This window comes from Rhodoferax sp. P2_H8_2 (genome assembly GCF_056403235.1).
Genome location: NZ_JBFUFW010000005.1, coordinates 64,959 through 90,694, shown reverse-complemented (window position 1 = coordinate 90,694; position 25,736 = coordinate 64,959). Strand labels below are relative to the sequence as shown.

Below are 25,736 nucleotides of genomic sequence, written 5' to 3'. Positions count from 1 at the left end.
CCCCGAGGAGACAAAAAATGTTCAAGAAACTGATAACTGCAATAGCTTTCGGTGCCATCGCCTGCGCGAGCGCCCATGCCTGGCCCACCAAGCCGATCACCCTCGTGGTGCCGTTCCCACCAGGCGGCTCTTCGGACCAGATTGCACGCACACTGTCGCTCAAGCTGCCGGAAAAACTGGGCGGCCCGGTCGTTGTCGAAAACAGACCTGGCGCGACCGGCACCATTGGTGCCACACAAGTCGTGCGCAGCCCGGCTGATGGGCATACGCTGTTCGTGTCTTCGCTCGGCCCCTTTGTGATCGCGCCGCACCTGATCAAGGTGCCCTATGACGCGCTGAAAGATCTGGACCCGATCACCGTGGTCGTGCAGGCGCCCAATGTGCTGGTGGTACCTGCGGCATCCAACTACAAATCCATCGCCGAAGTCATCGCTTTCACCAAGGCGAACCCGGACAAGATGACCTTTGGATCATCCGGCAACGGAAGCAGCGACCACTTGACCGCTGAACTGTTTTGGCAACAAACCGGTACCTCGGGCATCCACGTGCCCTACAAAGGTGGCAGCGCCGTGATGACCGATCTGCTGGGCGCGCAGGTCGACTCGTCCTTCATGAACATCAATACTGCGATGCCGCAAATCCTGGCCGGCAAGCTGCGTGCCCTGGCCATCACCAGTGCCAAGCGTTCCCCGCTGCTGCCCAATGTGCCGACGCTGGAAGAAAGCGGCGTCAGGGATGCGAATGTGCAATCGTGGCAAGCTGTGGCTGCGCCCAAGGGCCTGCCCGCAGATCTGAAAGCCAAGATTCATGACGCCATCGTTTCCGTCATGAACGAACCTCAGACCAAGACCAGGCTGCAAGAGTTGGGCTTTGAGATGGTGCTGAACACGCCCGAGCAATTTGCTGCCTACCAAGCCGCTGAATATGCACGCTGGCAAAAGCTGATCGCCTCCCGGAAAATCACTGCCGACTGATCTTCGCCGATTCATGCAAACACCCACCGTCCTGAAGATGCAGGTCGTGCCCGTGGCCGGGCGCGATGGCATGCTGTTGAATCTGTCCGGCGCGCATGCGCCTTTTTTCACCCGCAATCTGCTGATCCTCACCGACAACTCCGGCCATACCGGTGTGGGCGAGGTACCGGGCGGCGAGAAGATTCGGCAGACGCTGGAAGATGCGCGCCCGCTGGTCGAAGGCCGGCCCATTGGCGATATGCACGCCATATTGCAAGCCATGCAAACGCGCTTTGCCGACCGCGATGCGGGTGGCCGTGGCCTGCAGACCTTCGATCTGCGCACCACCATACACGCAGTGGCTGCAGTGGAATCCGCGCTGCTGGACCTGCAAGGTCAGCACTTCGGCGTGCCGGTCGCGGCCTTGCTAGGTGAAGGGCAGCAACGCACGCAAGTGCAGATGCTGGGCTACCTGTTCTATCTGGGTGATCGCCAACAGACCACGTTGGACTACGCCAACGAGCCAGACAGCGATTCCAACTGGAAACGCCTGCGCCACGAAAAAGCAATGACGACCGAAGCCATTGTTCGCTTGGCCGAGGCCGCGCAGGAGCGCTATGGCTTTCAGGACTTCAAGCTCAAGGGCGGCGTGCTGCGCGGCGAGCAGGAAGTCGAAGCGGTGCAAGCCTTGCACCACAGATTTCCGGATGCACGCATCACACTGGACCCCAATGGCGGCTGGTTGCTGAAGGATGCGGTACGGCTGCTGCGCGACATGCATGGTGTGATGGCCTATGCCGAAGACCCTTGTGGCGCCGAAGGGGGCTTCTCGGGCCGCGAAGTGATGGCCGAGTTCAAACGCGCCACTGGCCTGCCGACTGCCACAAACATGGTCGCCACCGATTGGCGCCAGATGACGCACGCACTGTCGCTGCAAGCGGTAGACATTCCGTTGGCCGATCCGCATTTCTGGACCCTCGCAGGCTCGGTGCGTGTGGCCCAAACCTGCCGCGATTGGGGCCTGACCTGGGGTTCCCATTCCAACAACCATTTCGATGTGTCTCTGGCGATGTTCACTCACGTCGGCGCGGCGGCGCCTGGCAAGGTCACCGCAATAGACACGCACTGGATTTGGCAAGACGGCCAGCGCCTGACCAAGGAGCCGCTGCAAATCCAGGGCGGCTATGTGAAAGTCCCTGACAAGCCCGGCCTGGGTATAGAACTGGACATGGCCGAAGTCGAGAAGGCGCATGCGCTGTACCAACAGCACGGTCTCGGTGCGCGCGACGATGCGATCGCCATGCAGTTCCTGATACCCGGATGGAAGTTCGACCCCAAGCGGCCCTGCATGGTTCGCTAAACACTTATGACGACAAACAACACAACTCCTGCTGAACTGAACACGCTTGTAGCCGCCTCCAGTGCGGCCTTTGTGCAATACGCCCGCTCCACCGCCGCCACACGCGCCGCGCTGTTGCGCGGCCTGGCAGACGCGCTGGAAGCGCAACGCGAAACCCTGGTGCCATTGGCAGACACAGAGACCCATCTGGGCAGTGGGCGCCTGAATGGCGAACTGGACCGCACCGCATTTCAGCTCCGCGGTTTTGCGACGCAAGTAGAAAGCGGCGTGGCCTTTTCCTACACCGATGACCCCTTCGTTGCCGGACCACCGCCTGCGGGCCATGGACACCTATTGCGCATGCGCGTGCCCCTAGGGCCGGTCGCGATGTTCAGCGCCAGCAATTTTCCATTTGCGTTTTCGGTACTGGGTGGAGATACCGCCTCGGCATTGGCTGCGGGTTGCACCGTGGTCGTCAAGGCGCACCCCGGACATCCGGCGCTGTCACGCAAGCTCGCAGCGCTAGCGAAGGATGTAGTTGCATCACAGGGCTTGCCCAGTGGCGTGTTTGGTATGGTGGAGGGAGACGGCGTGGAGATCGGCGTCGCGCTGGTCGAACACCCCGGCATTTGCGCCGTGGCTTTCACCGGCTCGGTGCGCGGCGGGTTGGCACTGCAAAAAGTAGCCAAGGCGCGTACACGGCCCATCCCCTTTTATGGCGAGCTGGGCTCCGTCAATCCCATCATTGCACTGCCCGCCGCATTGCAGGCCAAGGGCGCAGAGTTGGCGCAAGGATTGGCAGGCTCGATCACGCTGGGCTGCGGGCAGTTCTGCACCAGCCCCGGAATCATCGTGGTGCCGCATGGGGAAGTCGGTGATGGTTTTGTCAGCGCATTGGCAACTGCCCTGAAAGCCAGCAGCCCCCATGCAATGCTGACACCGGCCATTCGCAAAGGTTTTGATGCAGGCAGAGCACTGTGGGCCACGCACCCCAAGCTGGAGAAATTGCTGGCCGAAAACGGCGATACAAACCAGCCCCCTCGCCCGTTTTTGGCACAGGTACATGCAAACGACTTCATTGCCGACGACAGGCTGCATGAGGAAGTCTTTGGCCCGGCGGCTTTGATCGTACGCACCGATTCGGTCGCGCAGGCGGGCAGCGTATTGCAAGCCATCGGCGGCTCGTTGACCGCAACGATCTGGGGAGCGGACGAGGCCACCGAAGACAACCTGGCCCTGGTACATGTGGCATCGCAGGTGGCTGGTCGCGTCTTGTTCTCGGGCTTTCCCACTGGCGTAGCGGTCAGCGCTGGTCAGCAGCATGGCGGCCCCTTCCCTTCATCGACCGAGCCGTTCACGACCTCAGTCGGTTGGGCCGCACTGGACCGCTTCTTGCGGCCAGTTTCCTTGCAGGATGCACCGGCCTGGCTGGTAGCGCGCCAAGGCCAGCCCTGCTAAATTGATTGCCATGCAACCGCTGACCATACGCATGCACCCGGGCGACAACGTCGCCATCGTTGCCAATGACGGTGGTCTGGCCGCGGGCACGGTGCTGATGGACGGACTGGTGCTGCGCGACAAGGTGCCGCAAGGCCATAAGGTTGCGTTGCAGGACCTCGCCGCGGGCGATGCGGTCATCCGCTACAACGTGCCCGTGGGCTTCGCCAAGCAAGCGATTGCGGCTGGCAGTTGGGTGCATGAACGACTACTGGAAGTCCCACAAGCCCGCGCGTTGCAGGGCCTGCCAATGGCAACCATCCCTGCCCCTGCAGCGAAGCCGCTCGATGGTTATACGTTTGAGGGCTATGTCAATGCCGATGGCAGTGTGGGCACACGCAATTTGCTGGCGATCACCACGACGGTGCAATGCGTGGCCGGAGTCGTAGGCATCGCTGCGCAGCGCATACGCCAGGAACTGCTGCCGCTGTTTCCGAATGTGGATGGCGTCGTTGCGCTGGAGCACAGCTATGGCTGCGGCGTGGCGATCGACGCTCCAGGCGCCGAGATACCGATACGCACGCTGCGCAATATCAGCCTGAACCCGAATTTTGGCGGCGAGGTGTTAGTGGTTAGCCTGGGCTGCGAGAAGCTACAGCCAGAGCGCCTGTTGCCGCCGGGCAGTATTCCTGTGCGCAGCCATGGCAATGCGCTGGATGTGGTCTGCCTGCAAGATGCGGCGCACATCGGCTTTGTGTCAATGATCGACGACATCGTTGCGCGGGCCCGCCCCCATCTCGAACGGCTGAATGCCCGTAAGCGCCAGACGGTGCCCGCAAGCGCGTTGGTGGTCGGTGTGCAATGCGGGGGCAGCGATGCCTTCTCTGGCGTGACTGCCAATCCGGCTGTCGGCTTCATGAGCGACTTGCTGGTGCGCGCCGGCGCTACGGTGATGTTCTCGGAGAACACCGAAGTCCGCGACGCAGTCGAGCAATTGACCTCACGCGCTGCAACCCACGCGGTGGCCGAAGACGTAGTGCGCGAACTGGCTTGGTACGACCAATACCTGGAGCGCGGTCGCGCTGATCGGGTGGCAAATACGACGCCCGGCAACAAGGCTGGTGGTTTGTCAAACATTGCCGAGAAGGCGATGGGCTCCATCATCAAGAGCGGTACCGCAGCGATCAGCAGCGTATTGCCACCCGGTGAAAAACTGCGGCCCGATCAGAAGGGCTTGGTGTTTGCGGCGACCCCGGCCAGCGATTTCATTTGCGGCACCTTGCAGCTTGCCGCTGGCATGAATGTGCATGTGTTTACGACCGGCCGCGGCACGCCCTATGGCCTGGCGGCCTGCCCTGTAGTCAAGGTGGCAACGCGCTCCGAGCTGGCGCGGCGCTGGCACGATCTGATGGACATGAATGCCGGCCGCATAGCGGATGGAGAGATATCTATCGAAGAGGCTGGCTGGGAATTGTTCCGCCTGCTACTGGACACCGCCAGTGGCCGCAAGACCTGGGCCGAAAAATGGAAGCTGGAAAACGCGCTGGTACTGTTCAACCCCGCGCCCATCACCTGAGATGCAATCGCACAAAGTCATTGTCTTTGGACTGCTGCCAGAAGACCTGTTGCAACGCATCCGATCCAAGTGTCAGGTCGTTATCGCCGACCCACGATTGCCCGATCAGGCAGAGCGCTTTCGCGAAGAATTGAAGACGGCCCATGGCCTGATAGGCGCAGGCGTCAGGCTGGGTGAGCCCGAGCTTGCACAAGCGACAGCGTTGAAAGTTATTTCCAGTGTTTCGGTAGGAATCGACAACTACGACCAAGACTATCTGCGCGCACGCGGCATTGCGTTGTACAACACACCAGACGTACTGACGGAAACCACCGCGGACACGATCTTCGCCCTCTTACTGGCCAGCAGCCGCAGGCTGGTCGAGCTGTCCAACTTTGTCCGTGACGGCAAATGGCAAAAGAGTATTGGGCCCGATCTGTACGGAACAGACGTTCACGGAAAAACGCTGGCCATCATCGGATTCGGTCGCATAGGGCAGGCCGTGGCCCGCCGCGCTGCGCTGGGCTTCGGAATGCAGGTGGTCTATGTGAACCGCTCCAAAGTGGACGTGCCCTCGCTTGCACAAAGTAGTCGGCAGGTGTCGTTGGATGAGGCGCTTGCAGTGGCTGACTTTGTCGCGCTGACTTTGCCGCTAAAGGCGGATACCCAAGGCCTGATGGGCGCAACCCAGTTTCAACGCATGAAGGCCGGTGCAATCTTCGTCAATGGAGGGCGTGGCCAACTGGTGCAGGAAGATGCCTTGCTGGCAGCGCTGGACTCCGGCCATCTGTTGGCCGCTGGGCTGGATGTATTTGCGACCGAGCCTTTGCCCATGTCGTCACCCCTGAGAAATCATCCCAAGGTGACGGCGCTGCCACATATTGGTTCGGCAACCCATGAAACCCGGCGCGCGATGGCCGAGATGGCCACCCACAATCTATTGAAAGCGTTGGGCCAAGCCTGATTTAGGCTTGCGGTGGCGGCGTAGTTCCGGTCTTGACGCTGACGCGGGCTGCGGTGCCGTTGTTCACCGTCCATGGGATGTTGGCCGTTTTGGAAAGCGTCTGATCGGCCTTGGTGAACAAGGCGTGCCAGAAGAAACCGGCCTGGATGGACAACACGACAAACAGCAGATAGCTCGGCGAACTGGAGCCCAGCCACAGGTTGTAGGTGGGCAAAAACACGAAGGGCGACACCAGCAGCGGGATCAAGATACGCGGGACCTGCATGGCATCCAGACCCTTGCCCTGGTTGAACAGATCCCAGTAGTAATTGGTGAACATCCCCAGCACCATCCAGCACGCCAGGTGCCAGGCGAAGACGATGGTGTGGTTGCGCACCAGCAGCGTGACCCAGGGTTGTGACGCTTCGTCCGCGTTGACGATCAACACCATGAAGGTTCCCGTGGTCAAAAACACCACGAGGTAGATGAACATCAAAAATTTGAGAGCTCTGGACATGTTTCCCCCGGGATGTTGGACCGCGCTATGCAACTGCGCGCTATCTTAACCGTCGAAACACATGCTTCCACTCAAACAGGCCCCGGTTTTACCCTGCAAAACAACAACTCAGGGCCACCGTGGTAAATGGCTGCCGGGTGGCATCGATGGCCGCGCCCAGTGCGCTGGGGTGCGACTTAGTTGCGCGCTGTGGCGCAGCGACTGCAGCATGCCAAAGCCGGAGGTTGATGTCTCCCGGTACGGCGTGTCATCGGGCTTGGCTACTGCCAAACCGTTTGCAACCCGGCCCATGCTGCGCAGCCAATGCGCGGTTTGTGCGAGTGACACCTCGACATGCCAGCTTCCGCCCTCTTGCTGCTGGCGCACGAGGGCTGCTGCTGCGCCCAAGGCAATCAGGTAACCCGTAGCTTGGTCGAGGATCTGCATGGGCAACGCGCGCGGCTTGCCGTCCCCTTCGGCCATATTGAAGCCCATCGCGGATTGCAGCAATGAGTCAAAACCGCGGCGCCCAGCCCAAGGACCTTGTGCGCCATAGGCTGAGAGCGACACATAGACGATGCCAGGGCAATTCGCTGCGGCGTCGTGCGGCCCGAAGCCCAGGTCGGACAAGCCTCCGGGTCGGTAGCCCTGCACCATTACGTGCGCGTCTGCCAACAACGCGTTCATCGCCTCACGCCCGTGGGTATCGCGCAAATCGACGTGCGCCGACAATTTTCCGCGACTGGTGACTGCAATGGCTTCTATGTTTGGCAGATGGGGGGAGTTGATCATCAGCACATCTGCGCCGTAGGCCGCCAACGCACGACCGCCTACCGGGCCAGCCAGGATGCGCGTCAGGTCAACCACGCGCACACCTTGCAGCGGCAACGCGTCGTCAGGCAACGGTGGCAATGGACGTGGCGCGGCGTCGCCGATGCGGGTAATGGTGAACAGCGGTTGACAGCCTATTGCCTTTGCCTGCGGTGTGACATCCCATTCGTCGAAGGTACGTACGGCCGTGGCAACCAACCCCGCGTTGGCTGCGGCAGCTTCAAAATCCACCGCGCGCCAGTGGCGCATCGCAGCTTCCGCATCTGCGCGCTGTGCAGTCTCTGGATTCAGGCCCATCAAACGCAAGGCACCCTGGCGGTGGTGCAGGAAATTGGCATGAATGCGCACCCAGCCGTCGCTGCAGGCGTACAGCCCGGAAAAAGGGTCCCACAGATCGGGCACGCGGCCATCGAGGCTGAACCACTCCACGCACTCCAGCGCCGCATGCTTCATATCGACACCGACCTCTTGCCGCGCAGCGCCACGCTGATAGCCCAGCTCGCAGGCCGCGAGCGCAGCAGCGGCAATGCTGGATTGCGCCGCGGTACCTACATGAAAAGAAGAAGGGAGTACGGGGTCTGCCCCGGTGAGATGCGCATGGGCCAGCGCCGCATGCGGCAGACCCGCCAGCCGCCACAGTCCATCGAGTGCGGTGCTGGCGTCCATGTCTTCAACCCTTTAGATCAGCGTCACGCCTGTCTTGGCTTGCAGCTCTTCGCGGGTCACATCGGGCGCCAGCTCAATGAGCTTCAGGCCTTCGGGTGTCACATCCATCACTGCCAGGTCGGTAATGATGCGATCCACCACGCCCACACCGGTCAGCGGCAAAGTGCACTTCGGCAAAATCTTCAGGTCGGTCGTGCCGTCCTTCTTCTTGGCCACGTGTTCCATCAGCACGATCACACGCTTGACGCCTGCGACCAGGTCCATTGCGCCACCCATGCCCTTGACCATCTTGCCGGGGATCATCCAGTTCGCGAGGTCACCCTTTTCGCTGACCTGCATTGCACCCAGGATAGAGAGGTTGATCTTGCCGCCGCGGATCATCGCGAAGCTGTCGTGGCTGCCGAAAATGCTGGAGCCCTTGATCGTGGTCACGGTCTGCTTGCCGGCGTTGATCAGGTCGGCGTCGACTTGGTCTTCGGTCGGGAAAGGGCCAATGCCCAGCATGCCGTTCTCTGACTGCAGCCAGACTTCCTTGTCACCCGTGTGGTTTGCCACCAGCGTGGGGATGCCGATGCCCAGGTTCACATAGAACCCGTCTTCGAGTTCATGCGCAGCGCGTGCTGCCATTTGGTCTTGTGTCCAGGCCATGCTTATGCTCCTGCGGTTTCAGTAATGGTTCTCTTCTCAATGCGCTTCTCGGGCGTTGCATTGAGCACGATGCGGTGGACATAAATGCCAGGCAGATGCACCTGGTCTGGAGGAATGTCACCGGTCTCCACAATCTCTTCCACTTCGACGACGCATATTTTTCCCGCCATCGCCACGGCGGGGTTGAAATTGCGTGCGGTGAAGCGGAACTGCAGGTTGCCGGACTTGTCAGCACGGTGCGCCTTGACCAGCGAGACGTCCGGCACCAGCGCGCGTTCCATCACATAGGTCTCGCCATCGAACTCGCGCAGCTCCTTGCCATCGGCCACGATAGTGCCCACGCCGGTCTTGGTGAAGAACGCAGGGATTCCAGCGCCACCGGCGCGCAGCTTCTCGGCCAGCGTACCTTGGGGCGTGAACTCAAGTTGCAATTCGCCCGCCAGATACTGGCGCTCAAATTCCTTGTTTTCGCCTACGTAAGAAGAAATCATCTTCTTGATCTGTCGTGTTTCCAGCAGCTTGCCCAGGCCAAAGCCATCGACGCCCGCATTATTGGAAATCGCGGTGAGGTTTTGCGCACCACTATCGCGCAGCGCTTCGATCAGTGCTTCGGGAATGCCGCACAAGCCAAAGCCGCCAACCGCCAGCAACTGGCCATCTTTCACAATGCCTTCAAGCGCCTTGGCTGCGCTGGGGTAGATCTTGTTCACTGCCGTGTCTCCAGAAAAGGAATGATGGGCGTACGATACTACTTATCCGCATACGTAGTTTTGCCTACTCGCGCAAACCCTCGCTTTCATGAATATCGATTACCTACAGGCCTTCCAGCTCGCCCCCGTCGGGCTGGCCCTGTCTCGCAACCGCACCATCGTGGATTGCAACGAACGCCTGTGCGAAATGTTTGGCGCCACGCGCGAACAACTGATTGGCCAGACGTTCCAGATCCTGTACCCCAGTGCCTCCGAATACGAACGCACGGGCGAACGCATCGCGCCCATTCTGAACCGCAACGGCAGCTATGCCGACGACCGCATCATGAAACGGCTGGACGGTCGCCTCAAGGGCGAACCGTTCTGGTGCCATGTAACGGGTCGCGCACTGAACCGGCTGGCCCCACACGAAGCCGGTATCTGGGGCTTTGAAGACCTGAGCGCGCAACGCCCGGTGCGCGCCGAGCTGACTGCACGCGAGCGCGAAGTCGCAGCCCATCTGATGCAGGGACTGACGTCCAAGCAGATTGGCAAAGCGTTGTCCATCAGCCACCGCACCGTAGAGATTTACCGCGCACGCCTGATGCGCAAATACAAGGCATCTACTGCCGCAGATCTGGTGCACAAGCTGATGGCGGGGTAATTCCCACAACATTGTTGATTCCGGGCAACTCCTTTAGACTGCACCAAAAGGGGGTCCGTACATGCCAGCAATGCAGGCGCCAGCTATCGCCCGCCACCAACTGCTTTGGTTCGCAGTGGGTGTCACGGTAGTGTCCGGCTGTCTGGTCGCTCTGGCCCTGATCCATTTGCGCACGCAGGCTATCGAGTCCGGCCAGCGCCTGACTGAGTCGTTTGCGCAGGTCATTGAAGAGCAAACCACCCGCACCCTCCAATCCGTAGACCAGAGCCTGGAAATTGCCACCGACAAGCTGGCTCTGCAGCGCGCGGCAGGCGTGCTAACCGAAGACACCGCCCGCAAACTGCTGCAGGAGGAACTGAAGTCCCTGCCCTTCGCGCGATCCTTGTGGGTCACCGATGCGCAGGGTCGCTTGATCTTTGATACCGAAATCGGAAGCATCGGTGCGGATCTGTCGGGTATGGACTATTTCAAGACCTTGCAGACCCAACCCCAAACCCGCTTCCTGGTCAGCCCGCCGATCCGGGGCATGGACCAGTGGCTGATACCAGCCGCACGGGCCCTGCGGTCTGCCGACGGCGCATTTATCGGCACCATCAGTGCGGCGGTCGATCCCCATTACTTTGACAGCTTGTGGCGAACCATTGACCTGGGGCCAGGTGGCTCCATCGTGCTGTTTCGCCGCGATGCAGTGCTGATGATGCGCAGCCCGTTTGACGAACGCAGTATGGGCAAAGTCTTCAAGGATGTTCCGCTGTTCAAAGAATACCTGGCGCAATACCCGGCCTACGGATACCAGAGCGTGAGCCCCATAGACGGCGTGCGCCGTGTATCGGCCTATAGATCGCTGTCGGCGCAGCCTGATCTGATCGTAGTGGTGGGCCACTCTTATGCGCTGATGCTCAAGCCCTGGCAGAACCTTGCAGTGCTGGCGCTGTCGATCTGGCTGGCGGCGGCCGTCGCTGGCGTGCTGTTTTGCCTGTTCCTCAACCGTGCCTGGAAGCAACGGACCGCAGCCCAAATGGAGGCGGTCCAAACCGCACAGCGCCTGCAGTTGGCCACCGATGCGGCGGCTGTGGGCATCTGGGACTGGGATATCGCCGGAGACGACCAGTGGTACGCCAGTCCAACCTATTACACGATGCTGGGTTACGACCCCGAAGAAGGGCTTGCCAATCGCCAGCAGTGGGTCGAGCGGCTGCATCCGGACGATCGGGCCGCGGTCAGTCAACACATACAGGCCGTGCTGTCCGGCGAAGACATTCCCTACCAATACGAGGCGCGGATGCGCAATGCCGATGGGGAGTACCGCTGGATTCAGGTGATTGGCCGCGTGCTGACACGCGAGGCGGGCGGCAGGCCCAACCGCCTGATGGGCGTACGGCTGGACATCACCGCGCAAAAGCAATCTGAAGAACGCCTGCGTCGTAACGAAGAAGACCTGTCCACTACGCTGCAGTCCATCGGTGACGCCGTGATGAGCACCGACACGGCTGGCCGCATCGTCCGTATGAACCCGACTGCTGAGCGCCTGACCGGATGGACATTGTCCGAAGCCTCCGGGAAACCGCTGACAGATGTGTTTCGCATCATCAATGCGCAGACGCGCACGCCGTCGATCAACCCCGTGCAATTGGTGATGGAGAGCGGCCAGGTGGTGGGATTGGCCAACCACACGGCCCTGCTGTCGCGCGATGGTTCGGAATACCAGATCTTCGACAGTGCCGCGCCGATTCGCGATACGGCAGGACAGATCGTAGGCGTGGTGCTGGTCTTCAGTGACGTCACCGACCAATACCGCGTGCGCGAGGCACTGGCCGTCAATGTAGAACTGCTGGAGCGCATTGGCGAGCTGGCCAAAGTGGGTGGATGGGAGCGTGATCTGCGCACCATGCGTTCGTTCTGGTCGGCTGAGACATGCCGCATCCATGATCTGGAAACCTCAACGACACCAAGCCAAGAAGAAGCCATCGCCTTTTATGCGCCGGAGGCCCGCGCAAGCATCACCGCAGCTGTGCAGGCCGCCGTTGCCCAGGGCACGCCTTGGGATCTGGAACTGCCCGTTGTCACCGCCAAGGGACGGCACATCTGGGTGCGTACCCAAGGATTTCCGGTCGTGGAAGAGGGGCGCACCGTCAAACTGGTGGGCGTATTCCATGACATCACCGATCGGCGGCTGGCGCAGATGGCGGTGCGCCAAAGCGAAACCCGCTACCGCACACTGTTTGAATACGCGCCCGACGGCATCGTGATTGCCGACAGCCAAAGCTACTACCTGGACGCCAATGAAAGCATATGCCGCATGCTGGGCTACACCCGTGAAGAGTTGATAGGACTGCATGCCTCCGACATCGTGGTATCGACCGAAGTGCCGCATATCGGAGAGGCGCTGGACACCATCAAAACCAGTCCCGACTACCACCGCGAGTGGCACTTCCGCCGTAAAGATGGAACGACCTTCCCCGCCGAGGTGATTGCCACCGCAATGCCCGATGGCAACCTGATGGGCATGATCCGGGACGTCACCGAGCGCAAGCAGGCCGAAGATGCGCTGCGCGAATCCGCACTGCATACACAGACCGTTCTGGACAACATGGTGGACGGTGTCATCACCGTCAACGAACAAGGCCTGGTCGAGTCCTTCAACAAGGCCGCCAGCAATGTATTTGGCTATGCCGCCGCTGAGGTTCTTGGCTGCTCTGCCACCATTTTCCTGACTGGCCCCGACCAGGACCATGACGCCAACTATCTGCCCTACCAGTTCGACGAAATCAGGCAGGGAAGAATCAATCGCATGTCGCGCCAGATGGAAGTCTGGCGCAAGGATGGCAGCCTGTTCCCCATCCACCTGTCGATGTCGCGTATTTCCCGCGAAGGGCAAACCACGCTGATTGCCATCGTGCGCGACATCACGCAGCAGCGCCAGGACGAAGAGGAAATCCGCCGCCTGGCTTTTTACGACCCGCTCACAGGTCTGCCCAACCGCCGCCTGTTGATGGACCGGCTCAAGCAGGCCATGGTCACGTCAACGCGCTCCAGCAAGCATGGCGCGCTGATGTTTCTGGATCTGGACCATTTCAAACAGCTCAATGACACGCAAGGCCACGATGTGGGCGACCTGCTGCTGCGCCAGGTTGCGCTAAGGCTGCAAGCCTGTGTGCGTGACGGCGACAGCGTAGCCCGGCTGGGTGGTGATGAATTTGTCGTGTTGCTTGAGGCACTAAGCCCGCAAGCCCATGAGGCAGCCACGCAGGCCGAAGTCATTGCGATGAAATTGCTGGACGTGTTCCGTCCGACATTCAACCTGAACGGCCAACGCTACGACGGCACGCCGAGCATCGGCATCGTGGTGTTTCTGGGCGACCAGGAGAGCATGGACGATCTGCTGAAGAAGGCCGATCTGGCGATGTACCAGAGCAAGTCCGCCGGGCGCAATACGGCGCGCTTTTTCGACCCGGCAATGCAGGCGGCTGTAGCCGCCCATGACGCGCTGGAAAAGGACTTGCGCCGCGGTCTCTCGGCCGAAGAGTTTGTGCTGCATTACCAAATGCAGGTCAACGACCAAGGCGCCCCCATAGGCGTTGAAGCACTGGTGCGCTGGAACCACCCTGACAGAGGCGTGGTCACGCCCTTCCACTTCATCACATTGGCCGAGCAAACCGGTCTGATCCTGCCGCTGGGTCAGTGGGTTCTTGAGACAGCTTGCAAACAACTTGTCGCCTGGACCACACAACCAGACAAGGCTGCCTGGACCATTGCTGTCAACGTCAGTGCGTCGCAGTTCGCCCAAGCCGACTTTGTACCCAACGTGGCCCATGCCCTGCAGCTCACTGGCGCCAATCCGCGCCTGCTGAAGCTGGAACTGACCGAGAGCATCCTGGTACACGATGTGGAGGACGTCATCGTCAAGATGACCGCCATCAAGGCCTTTGGCGTGGGTTTCTCGCTGGATGACTTTGGCACCGGCTATTCCTCGCTGTCGTACCTGAAGCGCCTGCCGCTGGACCAGCTCAAGATCGACCAGTCGTTTGTGCGCGATGTGCTGACCGACCCCAGCGATGCGGTCATCGCCCGCACCATATTGGCGCTGGGCCACAGCCTTGGCCTGACCGTGATCGCCGAGGGCGTCGAGACTGAGGGGCAGCACGCATTTCTGGCGGAAGCGGGCTGCGATGCCTTCCAAGGCTACTTCTTTGGACGTCCGGCAGCGGCCGATACGCTGGGCTGAGCCCGCAAAACCCCAAAGGCCGTAAAGGGCGCAGGCTCCTTTTGCAACCGGACTCCTGCGCAGCCTTGAAAAAAAGTTGCGCATCCCACAATATTCCTGCCGCTGATCCGTCTTCAATGGTGTGGACGCGACGCTGAATCAACAACTTCCCTACGCCCTGATGGACGAGCAAAACCATGACTTGACGGAAATCATCGCGCGCGAGCGCGGCCGTCTGGGCGGGTTCATCCGTCGGCGCGTTCCGGATCTGGGCGAGGCGGAAGACATCCTGCAGGATGTCTTTTTCGAGCTGGTGGAGGCCTGGCGTTTGCCGCAGCCGATCGAGCAGGTCGGCGCCTGGCTGTTTCGCGTTGCACGCAACCGCATCATCGACAGGTTTCGCAAGAAGCGTGAGGAATCACTGTCCGATGTTGAGGATGAGGACGGCAACTACTGGTTAGAGCAGGCTTTGCCGGCCGTTGACGGCGGGCCGGAAGCTGCGTTTGCGCGTGCCGCCTTGCTGGAGGCGATTTCGGCGGCACTGGATGAATTGCCTGTCCAGCTGCGCGAGGTGTTCATCGCCCATGAACTGGATGGGTGGAGCTTCAAGGAGCTGGCGGCGCAAAGCGGCATCAAGGTCAACACCCTGCTTGGCTGGAAACGGCGCGCCATCCTGCATTTGCGAGAGCGATTGCAACCCTTGTACGACGAATTGATTTGAATAGGTTTGATGGTGCGCTTTGCACGGGCCATCTTTTTTGAGAGGTAAATGAAATGCACAAAAAGTTTTTTGCGGATCGTCCGGAGCATCCCCTGGAGCGAAAGTTTGGCCGCAAGGCGGGGTTTTTGATGATGGCGTTATTCATACTCGCTGGCGTTGCCGCCGTGGGCTGGCTGGTCATGTTGCTATGGAACTGGTTGATGCCCGCGTTGTTCACCGGTGCACAACAAATTGACTATTGGCATGGCCTGGGCCTCTTGGTGCTTTGCAAGATATTGTTCGGCGGACTGGGCGGCCATGGCTGGCGCGGACGCCGCGAAATGTGGGCGCGCATGAGTCCGGAAGAGCGCGAGCAGATGCGACAGCAGTTCAAAGGCCGTTGGGGCGGGCGCTTTGGTGCTGGCTTTGGCGCGGATTGCAGCGTGGATTCCGGCTCCACCAAAAATGCGGGGACGCAGGAGCAATGAGCGAAACCACGACGACAACCAGACGCGCTGGCTTGCTCGAATCGGCAATGGTCCGATTGTTCATGCGCCACGCGCAGGTGCTCGAGGTTGAAGATGTCGGTACCGCTTTTCGCATCGTGACTTTGGGCGGTGAGGCTCTGCGCAACGTCGCCTGGACGCCGGGCGACAAAGTTCAAATCCAGCTGGGTGGCTGGGTGCAACGCACCTACACGCCCATGGACTGGGATGCCAAGCATGGGCGCACACGCATTCTGGTGTATCTGCATGGCGACGCCCCAGGCACGCATTGGGCGCGTACCCTTTGCAAGGGTGACGAATGCGCCATGTTGGGTCCGCGCAAGTCCATGGACTTGACCAGCGCCACCGACTCGGCGCTGCTGTTCGGCGATGAAACATCTTTCGGCCTGGCATACGCGCTGGCCAAGGCTGTGCGGCCACAAAAGGAACACCTGTTCCTGGAAGTGTCCTCGCTCACCGAATCGCAACCGGCCATCCGCCGCCTGGGGCTTAACAACGCGTATCTGGGGGTACGGTATGAAAGCGATGCGCAGTGGACCGAACTGGAGGCAAAGATGCAGTCGGCGCTGCAGGCGCTGCCGACGGCACACATCGTGCTTTCGGGCAAGGCGGGTTCTATCCAAAACATGCGCAAATGGCTTAAGCCGCTTGGCATGGGCTCGAACCGCTTACAGAACAAAGCCTATTGGGCGCCCGGCAAGACAGGGCTGGACTAATGGACAACCGCACCGACGCAGCGCGCCCTCAATCAACCGCCTATTCCGAATAGTTCAATCCTTGTTTTTCGAATGTAATCAAACGATTGATTTAAGTCGTACAATCCGCGCTCCATGGCAAAAACCGCAAATACCCCTCCCGTCACCAAACCCCTGCGCAGCGACGGCCAGGAAGCGCGCAACCGCCTGCTGGACGCGGCGCTGACCCTGTTCGCCGACAAAGGCTTCGCCAAGACTTCCACCCGCGAGATCGCACAGGCGGCCCAGGCCAATATCGCCTCCATCAGCTATTACTTTGGTGACAAGAATGGCCTGTACCGCGCCGTATTTGCCGACCCGCGCTACAACCCGCCGTTTGCCCCACCCGACGAAAACGCGCCGCCGCTGGATATGCGCAGCACGCTTTCGCTGATGCTAAGCACCTTCGTCGAGCCGCTGAAGACCGGACAGCAAATCCGCCAGTGCATGAAACTGCACTTTCGCGAAATGATTGAGCCCACCGGCATGTGGCAGGCCGAGATCGACGACAACATCAAACCCTCCCACGAAGCGCTGGCGCTGGCGCTGTGTCGCCATCTGGGTCTCAAGAAACCTGACGATGGCATCCACCACCTGGCATTCGAGATTGCCGGCCTGGGCGTGATGCTGCATGTGGGTATTGACGTGATCCAGGCGATTCGCCCCGGCCTGATTGGCTCTGGCGCCGCGCTGGACCGCTACCACGCGCGCATGGTGGACAGCGCGATGGCACTGGTCGAGGCTGAAGGCCGCCGCCGCGTGCCAGCCAAGACCACACCCTCTTCCCCTTCAAAACCCAAGACCAAAAAATGAAGACTTCTCTACGAACCGCCTCTGCCCTGGCCGCCGCGTTGGCGCTTGCGGCCTGCTCCTCGCTGATGCCCCCTACCCACGTAGACGCACCCGCTGCTGCACAGTGGTACGCCCCGCTGCCGCACGACGGCAAGGTCGTGGCGCTCGCCCAGTGGTGGCAACAGCAAGGCGATCCGTTGCTCGTCGAACTGATTACCGCCGCCCAAGCGCAGAGCCCTTCCGTCTCTCAATCGCTGTCACGCATCGCGCAGGCTCGCGCCAACCAGGCCACAGCCCGCTCGGCACTGCTGCCGCAGGTGAATGCCCAGTTGGCAGCCAGCCGCGGCGTGCAGCAGCCCGACCTGCCCGTGATCACCACGCAGACCTTGGGCTTGCAAGCCGCGTGGGAGCTGGACCTGGTGGGCGCCAATCGCGCCGTCAGCAGCGCAGCCCGGGCGCAGGTCGAGAGCAGCCAGGCACAGTGGCATGACGCCCGCGTAATGGTCGCCGCCGAAGTGGCCAACCTGTACTACAGCCTCTCCACCTGCCAGCAATTGCTCGATGTGGCACAACGCGACAGCACCTCGCGCCAGGAAACCGCCCGCCTGAGCGAGATCTCTGCCCGCGCCGGTTTCTTTGCACCATCCATCGCCGCACTAGCGCGCGCTAGCGCCGCAGACGCCAACAGCCGTGTGACCATGCAGTCCGCGCAGTGCCAGATCGTCATCAAAGGCCTGGTCGCGCTGACCGCCATCCCAGAGCCAGCATTGAAAGAAAAACTGGCTGCAGCGCCCGTCAATAGTGCGCAAGCAGCTCCTTTTTCTGTAGCAAGCGTGCCAGCCCAAGTGATCTCCCAGCGCCCCGATGTGTTCACCGCCGAGCGCGATGTGGTGGTGGCCAGTGCGCAAGTGGGCAGTGCAATCGCACAGCGTCTGCCACGCCTTTCGCTGTCCGGCTCGATCGGCGCGATGCGGCTGAACACGGACGGTGTGGAAACCAATGGCTCGACCTGGTCGTTCGGCCCGCTGGCTTTGAGCCTGCCAATCTTTGACGCAGGCCAGCGTGCAGCTGCCGTCGATTACGCCCGCGCCAACTACGACACCGCTGTGCTGGCCTACCAGGGCAAGGTGCGCAACGCGGTGCGCGAAGTGGAAGAAGCGCTGGTGACGCTGCAAAGCACTGAAGCTCGCCGTGCGGATTCTGAAGTGGCCACCAAGGGCTACACCGAGTCGCTCGCCGCGACACAAACCCGCTATGGCCAGGGCCTTGCCAGTTTGGTCGAACTGGAAGATGCGCGCCGCAATGCGCTTGCCGCGCAAACCGCACAACTGAACCTGCAACTGGAACGCAACCGCGCCTGGGTGACGCTGTACCGCGCCCTCGGTGGTGGCTGGCAAGCGTCCCAATCCTGATTTCCAAACCATTCATCGAATCTCATTTCTTAAAGAGCACGCACCATGAACAACTTCACACAGCGTCTGAAGCAACTCCCTCCCCTCACCCTGGCGATGATGGCTGCTGGCGTACTCGCCGTGGCCAGCCTCGGTCTGGTCGCCAGCCAGTCGCGCGCTGCTGACAAGCCCGCCACCACCGCCAAGCCCGCACTCACCGTTTCCATCACGCAAGCCAAGACTGGCACGCTGCCGATCAAGCTGTCGGCCAACGGCAGCGTGACGGCGTGGCAGGAAGCCAGCGTGGGCACAGAAGTCAACGGCTTGCGCGTTGCCGAGTTGCACGCCGCGATTGGTGACCACGTCAAACGCGGCCAATTGCTGGCCAGCTTTGCCGCCGAGAGCGTGCAGGCCGATGTCGCATTGGCCCGCGCCAGCGTGGCGGAGGCCACCGCCAACGGTGCAGAGGCCAGTGCCAACGCCGACCGCGCCCGCGCCGTGCAAGGCACTGGCGCCTTGAGCGCACAACAGATCAATCAATACCTGACCGCAGAACTGGCAGCCAAAGCACGTGTCGATTCCGCCAAGGCGCAACTCGATGCCCAGCAGCTGCGCTTGAAGCACACGCGGCTGGAATCGCCAGATGACGGCGTGATCTCCGCACGCAGTGCCACGGTTGGCTCGGTCGTCGGCGCGGGCACCGAGATGTTCAAGCTGATCCGCCATGGCCGTTTGGAATGGCGCGGCGAAGTCACCTCCTCCGAAATCGGCCGCGTGACCAATGGCACGGCCGTCCTCGTGACCGCGCCGGGCGGAGCGCAAATGAAGGGTCGTGTGCGCATGGTCGCTCCGACTGTGGATGCGGCTACGCGCAACGGTTTGGTCTATGTCGATTTGAGCGGCCCGGTCAGTGGCACGAATGCCGCAACGGGCGCCTTCAAACCCGGCATGTTTGCCCGAGGTGAATTCTTGCTGGGCAATTCCGGCGGCTTGACGGTGGCGAACACCGCCCTCGTCGTGCGCGATGGTTTCAGCTATGTCTACCGCGTTGGCGCGGACAACCGCGTCGCCCAAGTCAAGGTGCAGACTGGCCGCACGCTGGGCGATCAGGTCGAGCTGCTCGGTGGCGTGAAGGCAGAAGACAAACTGGTTGCCAGCGGCGCCAGCTTCCTGAGCGAAGGCGACTTGGTGAAAGTTGTGGAATCGACACCCAATGTGCCCGCAGCGCCCGCCAAGCAGGCGCAAGCAGCTACTAAATAAGGAGCACCTTCCTCATGAATGTCTCCGCCTGGTCGATTAAAAACCCCATCCCCGCCGTCATGCTGTTTGTGCTGCTGACGCTGGCAGGGATGATGTCCTTCAACGCGATGAAGATCCAGCAGTTCCCCGATCTGGAACTGCCCACGGTCTCGGTCTCTGCCGCACTGCCGGGCGCCGCGCCCGCGCAACTGGAAACCGAAGTCGCACGCAAACTGGAAAACGCGATTGCGCCGTTGTCTGGTTTGAAAAACATCTACACCAATGTGTCCGACGGCATGGTCTCGGTAACCGCCGAGTTCCGCTTGGAGAAGCCCACGCAGGAAGCCGTGGACGATGTGCGCAGCGCTATCCAGCAGGTGCGCAGCGATCTGCCCAGCGATTTGCGTGACCCTATCGTCAGCAAGATCAACTTGTCGGGCGCGCCAATTCTGGCGTTCACGATCCGCTCCGGACAGATGGATGACGAAGCGCTGAGCTGGTTTGTCGACAATACGATTTCGCGTGCATTGTTGGGCGTGCGCGGCGTAGGCTCCGTGGCCCGCGTCGGTGGCGTCACCCGTGAAGTGCAGGTCGCGCTCGATCCGCTGAAGCTGCAGAGCCTGGGTGCAACCGCGGCCGATGTGTCGCGTCAGCTCAAGCAAGTGCAAACCGAAAGCGCCGGTGGCCGTGCCGATCTGGGCGGCTCCGAGCAACCGATGCGCACACTGGCAACCGTCGCCACCGTGGCCGAGCTGTCGCAACTGGAGCTGACCCTTTCCAACGGCAAGCGCGTGCGTCTGGATGAGATCGCCAGCGTCAAGGACACCGTCGCTGAACAGCGCAGCTTTGCGTCGTTGAACGGCAAGCCGGTGGTCGGGTTTGAAATCACCCGCAGCAAAGGCGCGAGCGAAATCGAAGTGGGCGCCGCAGTCACCAAGGCATTGGCCGACCTGAAGGTACAGCACCCCGACCTGGAACTAACCCAGGCGTTTGACTTTGTCACACCGGTGCAGGAAGAGTTCGACGCGTCGATGACCATGTTGTACGAAGGCGCCGTGCTGGCGGTGATCGTGGTGTGGTTCTTCCTGCGCAGCTGGCGTGCGACGCTGGTATCTGCGGTGGCGCTGCCGCTGTCGGCGATTCCTGCGTTCATTGGCATGAACTACATGGGCTTCACCACCAACATCGTGACGCTGCTGGCGCTATCGCTGGTGATCGGTATTTTGGTGGACGATGCGATTGTGGAAGTGGAAAACATCGAGCGCCACCTGCGCATGGGCAAGACGCCCTACCAAGCCGCAATGGAAGCGGCGGACGAAATCGGTTTGGCCGTGATCGCCACGACGTTCGCACTGATCGCCGTGTTTTTGCCCACCGCCTTTATGAGCGGCGTGGTTGGCAAGTTCTTCAAACAGTTCGGCTGGACCGCCGTGTTCGCGGTGTTTGCGTCGTTGGTCGTCGCCCGTGTGCTGACGCCGATGATGGCCGCCTACATCATGAAGCCGTCCACCCATGTGCATGAAGAGCCGACCTGGATGCCGCTGTACTTGCGCATCACACGCTGGACGCTAAACCACCGCTGGATCACCGTCAGCGCAGCCGTCGCTTTCTTCATCGGTTCGCTGTTTCTGGTGCCTCTGATTCCGAGCGGCTTCATTCCGCCGGACGACAACTCGCAAACCCAGGTCTATCTGGAACTGCCACCCGGCACCACGCTGGCGCAAACGCACGCCGCTGCCGAGCGCGCCCGTGAAATGATTGGCAAGGTCAAGCACGTGGAGAGCATTTACACCACGGCCGGTGGCGGTTCCGTAGGCTCAGACCCATTTGCCGGCGGTGCCAGCACCGAAGTGCGCAAGGCCACGTTGACCGTGTTGCTGGCAGAGCGCGGAGAGCGCCCGCGCAAGCAGATCATCGAAAGCGAGATGCGCACCGCACTCTCTGAACTGCCGGGCGCCCGATTCAAGGTGGGCCTGGGTGGCTCGGGCGAGAAATACCAGCTCGCACTCAAGGGCGAAGATCCGGTCGCACTGGCAGCCGCTGCCGCCGCGGTGGAGAAAGACCTGCGCAAGATCCCAGGCCTGGGCAATATTTCATCCAGCGCCAGCCTGACGCGCGCCGAAGTCGCGATACGACCTGACTTTGCGAAGGCCGCTGACATGGGCGTGACCAGTGCAGCCATTGCCGAGACGTTGCGCATCGCGACGATGGGCGACTACGACTCGGCGCTCGCCAAGCTCAATCTGAGCCAGCGCCAGGTGCCTATCGTCGTCAAGCTCGACACCGATGCGCGCCAGGACCTCGAAGTGCTGGGCCGCCTGATGGTGCCTGGTGTCAAAGGCCCGGTGATGCTGAGCCAGGTGGCAACGTTTGAAATGTCCGGTGGGCCTGCGGTGGTCAGCCGCCTGAACCGCGTGCGCAACGTCAACTTCGAAGTGGAGTTGTCGGGTGTGCCATTGGGCGAAGTGACCGAAGCCGTGGCCAAGCTGCCCAGCATCGTGAACCTCCCCGCTGGCGTGCAGCAACTGGAGATTGGCGATGCCGAAGTACAAGGCGAAATGGTTGCCGGCTTCGGTATGGCGATGCTGACTGGCGTGCTGTGTATCTACATCGTGCTGGTACTTTTGTTCAAGGATTTCCTGCACCCCATCTCCATCATTCCGGCGGTCATTCTGTCGTTCGGCGGCGCCTTCATGGGCTTGCTGGTCACCGGAAAAATGCTGTCGATGCCGTCGTTCATCGGCTTGGTGATGTTGATCGGTGTCTCGACCAAGAACTCGATTCTGCTGGTGGAGTACGCGATCATGGCGCGCCGTGAGCACGGCCTGGATCGCTTTGAAGCGCTGATGGACGCGTGCCACAAACGCGCGCGCCCCATCATCATGACTACCATTGCGATGGTGGCCGGCATGCTGCCACTGGTGATTGGCCTGGGCCATGCCGACAACAGCTTCCGCGCGCCGATGGCCGCGGCGGTGATTGGTGGTTTGATTACCTCCACCATCCTGAGCCTGCTGGTGACGCCGAGCTTCTTCACGATCGTGGACGACATTGAGCACTTCGTCGGGCGCATCAAACGCAAGGTTTTGCGCCAGCCGCCAGCCGAGACTGCGCACGCAGTGGCAACCAAGCCGGTTTAAGGAAGCTTTACAAATGCCGATAAAGGGAGGAATACACCATTCCTCCCTTTGTCCATGCAAGCCACCGACGACCTCAGCAAACCCGTACGACTTGGTGCCTTGAGCATGGCCAAGATCACACGGGCGTTATTGGATGGCCCTTGCAGCATCAACGAACTGAAGCTGGTCAGCGGACTCAATATCAGCACCCTGCACGAGTACATGCGCGCGCTGCGCAAGGAAGGCGTAGTCCATATATGCGCATGGGAAAGAGACACGACCGGCCGCGAAAGCCTGCGTGTCTTCAAACTGGGCAATGAGAAAGACGCTCCGCGCGCAAAAAAATCCAAAGCCCAAATCGCCCGCGAGTGCCGCAAACGCAAACAGGATGCCAAGCTGGCGACGTCGTTTGGCCCGATAGCGACGCGCCCGGCATCGAACGATGACTTGTTGCTACCCCTGCCACAGCCCGGTCACCTGCAAAGCGCGTTGCGCTAAACGCTTCTGGTGTCCTTCTGGTGTCCAATAGAGGGATGAACCCCTCTCAAGACCTCGACGCCCGCATCACCGAACTGGAAATCAAGGTCAGTTACCAGGAAGATCTGGTCGACAAACTCGACCAGGTCATCATCCGCCAGCAACAACAGATAGACCATCTGGTCGAAGCACTGGTAAAGCTGCGCGAGCAGCGGCCCGAGTCCGCACCCGGCACCAGCAATCTGCGCGACGAGCTACCGCCGCACTATTGAGCGGCTTGCAAATCCAGGCACGCCTGGCTGACAAACTCGCGCAGTAAGCGCAGAGCAGGCGTCAGTTGCCTCCGGTCCGGCAGCACCATGTAAAGCGGCACCGGTTCGGTTTGCCATTCGGTACACAGCGCCACCAGCCTCCCCGCCTTCAAATCCTGCGCCACATCCAGCCACGCCTTGTAAGTCACGCCGCGTCCGGCCACAGCCCAGCGGCGTACCACGTCGCCATCGTTGGCAACATGGCTGCCGCCCACGCTCACCGCCTCCTCTTTGCCATCGCGAAAGAAATGCCAGCGGTCGTTCACCTCACCACCCAGCATGAAGCACAGGCAATCGTGATCGACCAAATCGCTGGGCTTCAATGGCGCACCGTACTGCGCCAGATACGCGGGTGAGGCGCACAGCACGCGCCGGTTATTGGGCGCGACCGGCAGCGCCACCAGGTTGCTGTCGGGCGGCTCGCCGTGGCGAAACGCAGCGTCTACCGGTTCGCTGTACATATTCGCCAGGCGGTCTGATATCTGCAATCGAAACCGTACTTGCGGGTGCAGCGTCTGAAACGCATCCAGCCAGGGCAGCAGCACATTGCGCCCCATGTCCGACGACGCGGCCAGCCGCAGCACACCCTGCACCTCCGTGCGCCCAGTCGCCAGTGCGTGCTGGCCTTCCTGCAAGGTAGCCAACGCCGAGCGGCAATGCTCTAGAAACACCGCGCCTTCAGGCGTCAGGCGCAGGCTGCGCGTGGAGCGCACCAGCAGGTTGGCGCCCAGCTCGGCCTCCAGCCGTTTGAGCGCCGCGCTAGCTGCGGCAGGCGTGATGTCCAGCGCCCGCGCGGTGGCCGACAGGCTGCCCGAATCCACGGTGCGCACAAAAATGTCCAGGTCTTGCAATGCTTTCATCTTCAAATTTTATTTGAATATAGGTTCAAATGGAAACCTATTTCTCTTTATGACGAGGGGCGAGATGATTCGGCCATCTCTTCAAACCTTCAAGGAAATCGTCATGAAAGCCATCGGCTACCAACGCCCCCAAGCCATCTCCGAAGCCTCCGCGCTGCAAGACATCACCCTGCCCGACCCGGTCGCGCTGGGCCACGATTTGCTGGTCGAAGTGCGTGCTGTCTCGGTCAACCCCGTGGACACCAAAGTACGCGCCAGTGCCGCTCCGGCTGAAGGCCAAAGCCACAAAGTGCTGGGCTATGACGCCGCAGGTATCGTGCGCGCCGTCGGGCCGGACGTAACCCTGTTCAAAGCCGGTGATCGTGTCTACTACGCAGGCGCCATCCAGCGCCCGGGTACCAACAGCGAACTGCATCTGGTGGACGAGCGCATCGTCGGCCATATGCCCGCCAGCCTGGACTTTGCGCAGGCCGCCGCGCTGCCGCTGACCACCATCACCGCGTGGGAGTTGTTGTTTGACCGCCTGGCGCTGGTGCCCGGCAAGAAACCCAATCCGCAAACACTGCTGGTCATTGGTGCGGCGGGCGGCGTCGGCTCCGTGCTGGTCCAATTGGCGCGCAGGCTCACTGCGCTGACCATCATTGCCACCGCATCGCGGCCCGAGACCCAAGCCTGGGTGAAAGAACTTGGCGCGCACCATGTGATCGACCACAGCTTGCCATTGCAAACTGAGCTGACGCGCATCGGCATCCCGCAGGTCGACCACATCGTCAGCCTGACGCACACGGCAGATCGCCTGCCACAGATCGTTGAGGCATTGGCACCGCAAGGCAAGTTCGCGCTGATTGACGACATGCCCACGCTAGACGTGATGCCCTTCAAACGCAAGGCCGCGTCCGTGCATTGGGAGTCGATGTTCACTCGCTCCCTGTTCAACACGCCCGACATGATTGCCCAGCACCATTTACTGAATGAAGTGGCGCAGATGGTGGATGCGGGCCTGGTCCGCACCACGCTGGCCGAGCGCTTTGGCAGCATCAACGCCGAGAACCTGAAGCGCGCGCACGCGCTGATCGAATCCGGCACCGCACGCGGCAAGGTGGTGCTGGAGGGATGGGTCTGACGGCGCGCAAGACGCTACAAATTCAGTAGCTGCTTACGCACGTTCCATGCGGTCCGGAG

22 protein-coding genes are annotated in these 25,736 nt (G+C 61.2%); 17 read left to right on the top strand and 5 right to left on the bottom strand.

From position 1 onward, the window contains the following. Positions 1-17: 17 nt before the first annotated feature. The 5 genes from AC1DV6_RS10845 to AC1DV6_RS10825 are packed head-to-tail and all read left to right on the top strand — an operon-like array spanning position 18 to position 6,248. Positions 18-974, top strand: a complete 957-nt coding sequence (locus tag AC1DV6_RS10845; protein ID WP_477977480.1) for a Bug family tripartite tricarboxylate transporter substrate binding protein — start codon at positions 18-20, stop codon at positions 972-974. Between the two features lie 13 nt (positions 975-987). After that, on the top strand, positions 988-2,313 hold the full coding sequence (gene gudD, locus AC1DV6_RS10840) for a glucarate dehydratase (RefSeq protein ID WP_477977479.1): 1,326 nt from the start codon (positions 988-990) through the stop codon (positions 2,311-2,313). Between the two features lie 6 nt (positions 2,314-2,319). Beyond that, the gene (locus AC1DV6_RS10835) at positions 2,320-3,750 is read left to right on the top strand and encodes an aldehyde dehydrogenase (NADP(+)) (protein WP_477977478.1); all 1,431 of its coding nucleotides are present in this window, start codon (positions 2,320-2,322) and stop codon (positions 3,748-3,750) included. A gap of 10 nt (positions 3,751-3,760) precedes the next feature. Next, a complete protein-coding gene (garD, locus tag AC1DV6_RS10830) occupies positions 3,761-5,305 on the top strand; it encodes a galactarate dehydratase (protein WP_477977477.1) in 1,545 nt (514 codons plus the stop codon). A 1-nt stretch (position 5,306) separates the two neighbouring features. Next, on the top strand, positions 5,307-6,248 hold the full coding sequence (locus AC1DV6_RS10825) for a 2-hydroxyacid dehydrogenase (protein WP_477977476.1): 942 nt from the start codon (positions 5,307-5,309) through the stop codon (positions 6,246-6,248). Between the two features lies 1 nt (position 6,249). On the opposite strand, the gene AC1DV6_RS10820 is transcribed toward AC1DV6_RS10825, so the two are convergent. From AC1DV6_RS10820 to AC1DV6_RS10805, 4 genes are all read right to left on the bottom strand, one after another. Beyond that, positions 6,250-6,720, bottom strand: a complete 471-nt coding sequence (locus AC1DV6_RS10820) for a hypothetical protein (RefSeq protein WP_477977475.1) — start codon at positions 6,718-6,720, stop codon at positions 6,250-6,252. Between the two features lie 132 nt (positions 6,721-6,852). Continuing rightward, entirely contained in the window at positions 6,853-8,220 is a 1,368-nt protein-coding gene (locus tag AC1DV6_RS10815) for a CoA transferase (RefSeq protein WP_477977474.1), read from the bottom strand. 12 nt (positions 8,221-8,232) lie between these two features. Continuing rightward, positions 8,233-8,868 (bottom strand): 3-oxoacid CoA-transferase subunit B, encoded by a 636-nt coding sequence (locus tag AC1DV6_RS10810; RefSeq protein ID WP_477977473.1) that lies wholly within the window; start codon positions 8,866-8,868, stop codon positions 8,233-8,235. 2 nt (positions 8,869-8,870) lie between these two features. Further along, positions 8,871-9,578, bottom strand: coding sequence for a CoA transferase subunit A (locus AC1DV6_RS10805; RefSeq protein ID WP_477977472.1), 708 nt, complete (start codon positions 9,576-9,578; stop codon positions 8,871-8,873). A gap of 88 nt (positions 9,579-9,666) precedes the next feature. Here AC1DV6_RS10805 and AC1DV6_RS10800 point away from each other — a divergent pair, with 88 nt between their 5' ends. The 11 genes from AC1DV6_RS10800 to AC1DV6_RS10750 all read left to right on the top strand — a co-directional run bounded on the left by AC1DV6_RS10800 (position 9,667) and on the right by AC1DV6_RS10750 (position 23,655). Further along, the gene (locus AC1DV6_RS10800; protein WP_477977471.1) at positions 9,667-10,221 is read left to right on the top strand and encodes a LuxR C-terminal-related transcriptional regulator; all 555 of its coding nucleotides are present in this window, start codon (positions 9,667-9,669) and stop codon (positions 10,219-10,221) included. 61 nt (positions 10,222-10,282) lie between these two features. Continuing rightward, positions 10,283-14,446, top strand: coding sequence for a bifunctional diguanylate cyclase/phosphodiesterase (locus AC1DV6_RS10795; protein WP_477977470.1), 4,164 nt, complete (start codon positions 10,283-10,285; stop codon positions 14,444-14,446). A gap of 160 nt (positions 14,447-14,606) precedes the next feature. Beyond that, a complete protein-coding gene (locus tag AC1DV6_RS10790; RefSeq protein ID WP_477977682.1) occupies positions 14,607-15,146 on the top strand; it encodes an RNA polymerase sigma factor in 540 nt (179 codons plus the stop codon). 53 nt (positions 15,147-15,199) lie between these two features. Further along, on the top strand, positions 15,200-15,613 hold the full coding sequence (locus tag AC1DV6_RS10785; RefSeq protein WP_477977469.1) for a hypothetical protein: 414 nt from the start codon (positions 15,200-15,202) through the stop codon (positions 15,611-15,613). Beyond that, positions 15,610-16,347, top strand: a complete 738-nt coding sequence (locus AC1DV6_RS10780) for a siderophore-interacting protein (RefSeq protein WP_477977468.1) — start codon at positions 15,610-15,612, stop codon at positions 16,345-16,347. Before AC1DV6_RS10785 ends, AC1DV6_RS10780 begins: the two co-directional genes overlap by 4 nt. A 114-nt stretch (positions 16,348-16,461) precedes the next feature. Further along, positions 16,462-17,178, top strand: a complete 717-nt coding sequence (locus tag AC1DV6_RS10775; RefSeq protein WP_477977467.1) for a CerR family C-terminal domain-containing protein — start codon at positions 16,462-16,464, stop codon at positions 17,176-17,178. After that, a complete protein-coding gene (locus AC1DV6_RS10770; protein WP_477977466.1) occupies positions 17,175-18,569 on the top strand; it encodes an efflux transporter outer membrane subunit in 1,395 nt (464 codons plus the stop codon). Before AC1DV6_RS10775 ends, AC1DV6_RS10770 begins: the two co-directional genes overlap by 4 nt. Before the next feature lie 45 nt (positions 18,570-18,614). Next, a complete protein-coding gene (locus tag AC1DV6_RS10765; protein WP_477977465.1) occupies positions 18,615-19,808 on the top strand; it encodes an efflux RND transporter periplasmic adaptor subunit in 1,194 nt (397 codons plus the stop codon). A gap of 14 nt (positions 19,809-19,822) precedes the next feature. Beyond that, positions 19,823-22,927 (top strand): efflux RND transporter permease subunit, encoded by a 3,105-nt coding sequence (locus AC1DV6_RS10760; protein ID WP_477977464.1) that lies wholly within the window; start codon positions 19,823-19,825, stop codon positions 22,925-22,927. 54 nt (positions 22,928-22,981) lie between these two features. Continuing rightward, positions 22,982-23,404, top strand: a complete 423-nt coding sequence (locus tag AC1DV6_RS10755; protein WP_477977463.1) for a helix-turn-helix domain-containing protein — start codon at positions 22,982-22,984, stop codon at positions 23,402-23,404. Positions 23,405-23,439: 35 nt separating this feature from the next. Further along, on the top strand, positions 23,440-23,655 hold the full coding sequence (locus AC1DV6_RS10750) for a SlyX family protein (protein WP_477977462.1): 216 nt from the start codon (positions 23,440-23,442) through the stop codon (positions 23,653-23,655). On the opposite strand, the gene AC1DV6_RS10745 is transcribed toward AC1DV6_RS10750, so the two are convergent. Further along, positions 23,649-24,554 carry a LysR family transcriptional regulator gene (locus AC1DV6_RS10745; RefSeq protein ID WP_477977461.1) on the bottom strand — a complete coding sequence of 302 codons (906 nt, stop codon included), beginning with the start codon at positions 24,552-24,554 and terminating at the stop codon, positions 23,649-23,651. The two genes, AC1DV6_RS10750 and AC1DV6_RS10745, sit on opposite strands and share 7 nt — an antisense overlap. A 103-nt stretch (positions 24,555-24,657) precedes the next feature. Here AC1DV6_RS10745 and AC1DV6_RS10740 point away from each other — a divergent pair, with 103 nt between their 5' ends. After that, on the top strand, positions 24,658-25,677 hold the full coding sequence (locus AC1DV6_RS10740; RefSeq protein ID WP_477977460.1) for a zinc-binding alcohol dehydrogenase family protein: 1,020 nt from the start codon (positions 24,658-24,660) through the stop codon (positions 25,675-25,677). The last annotated feature ends 59 nt before the right edge of the window (positions 25,678-25,736 follow it).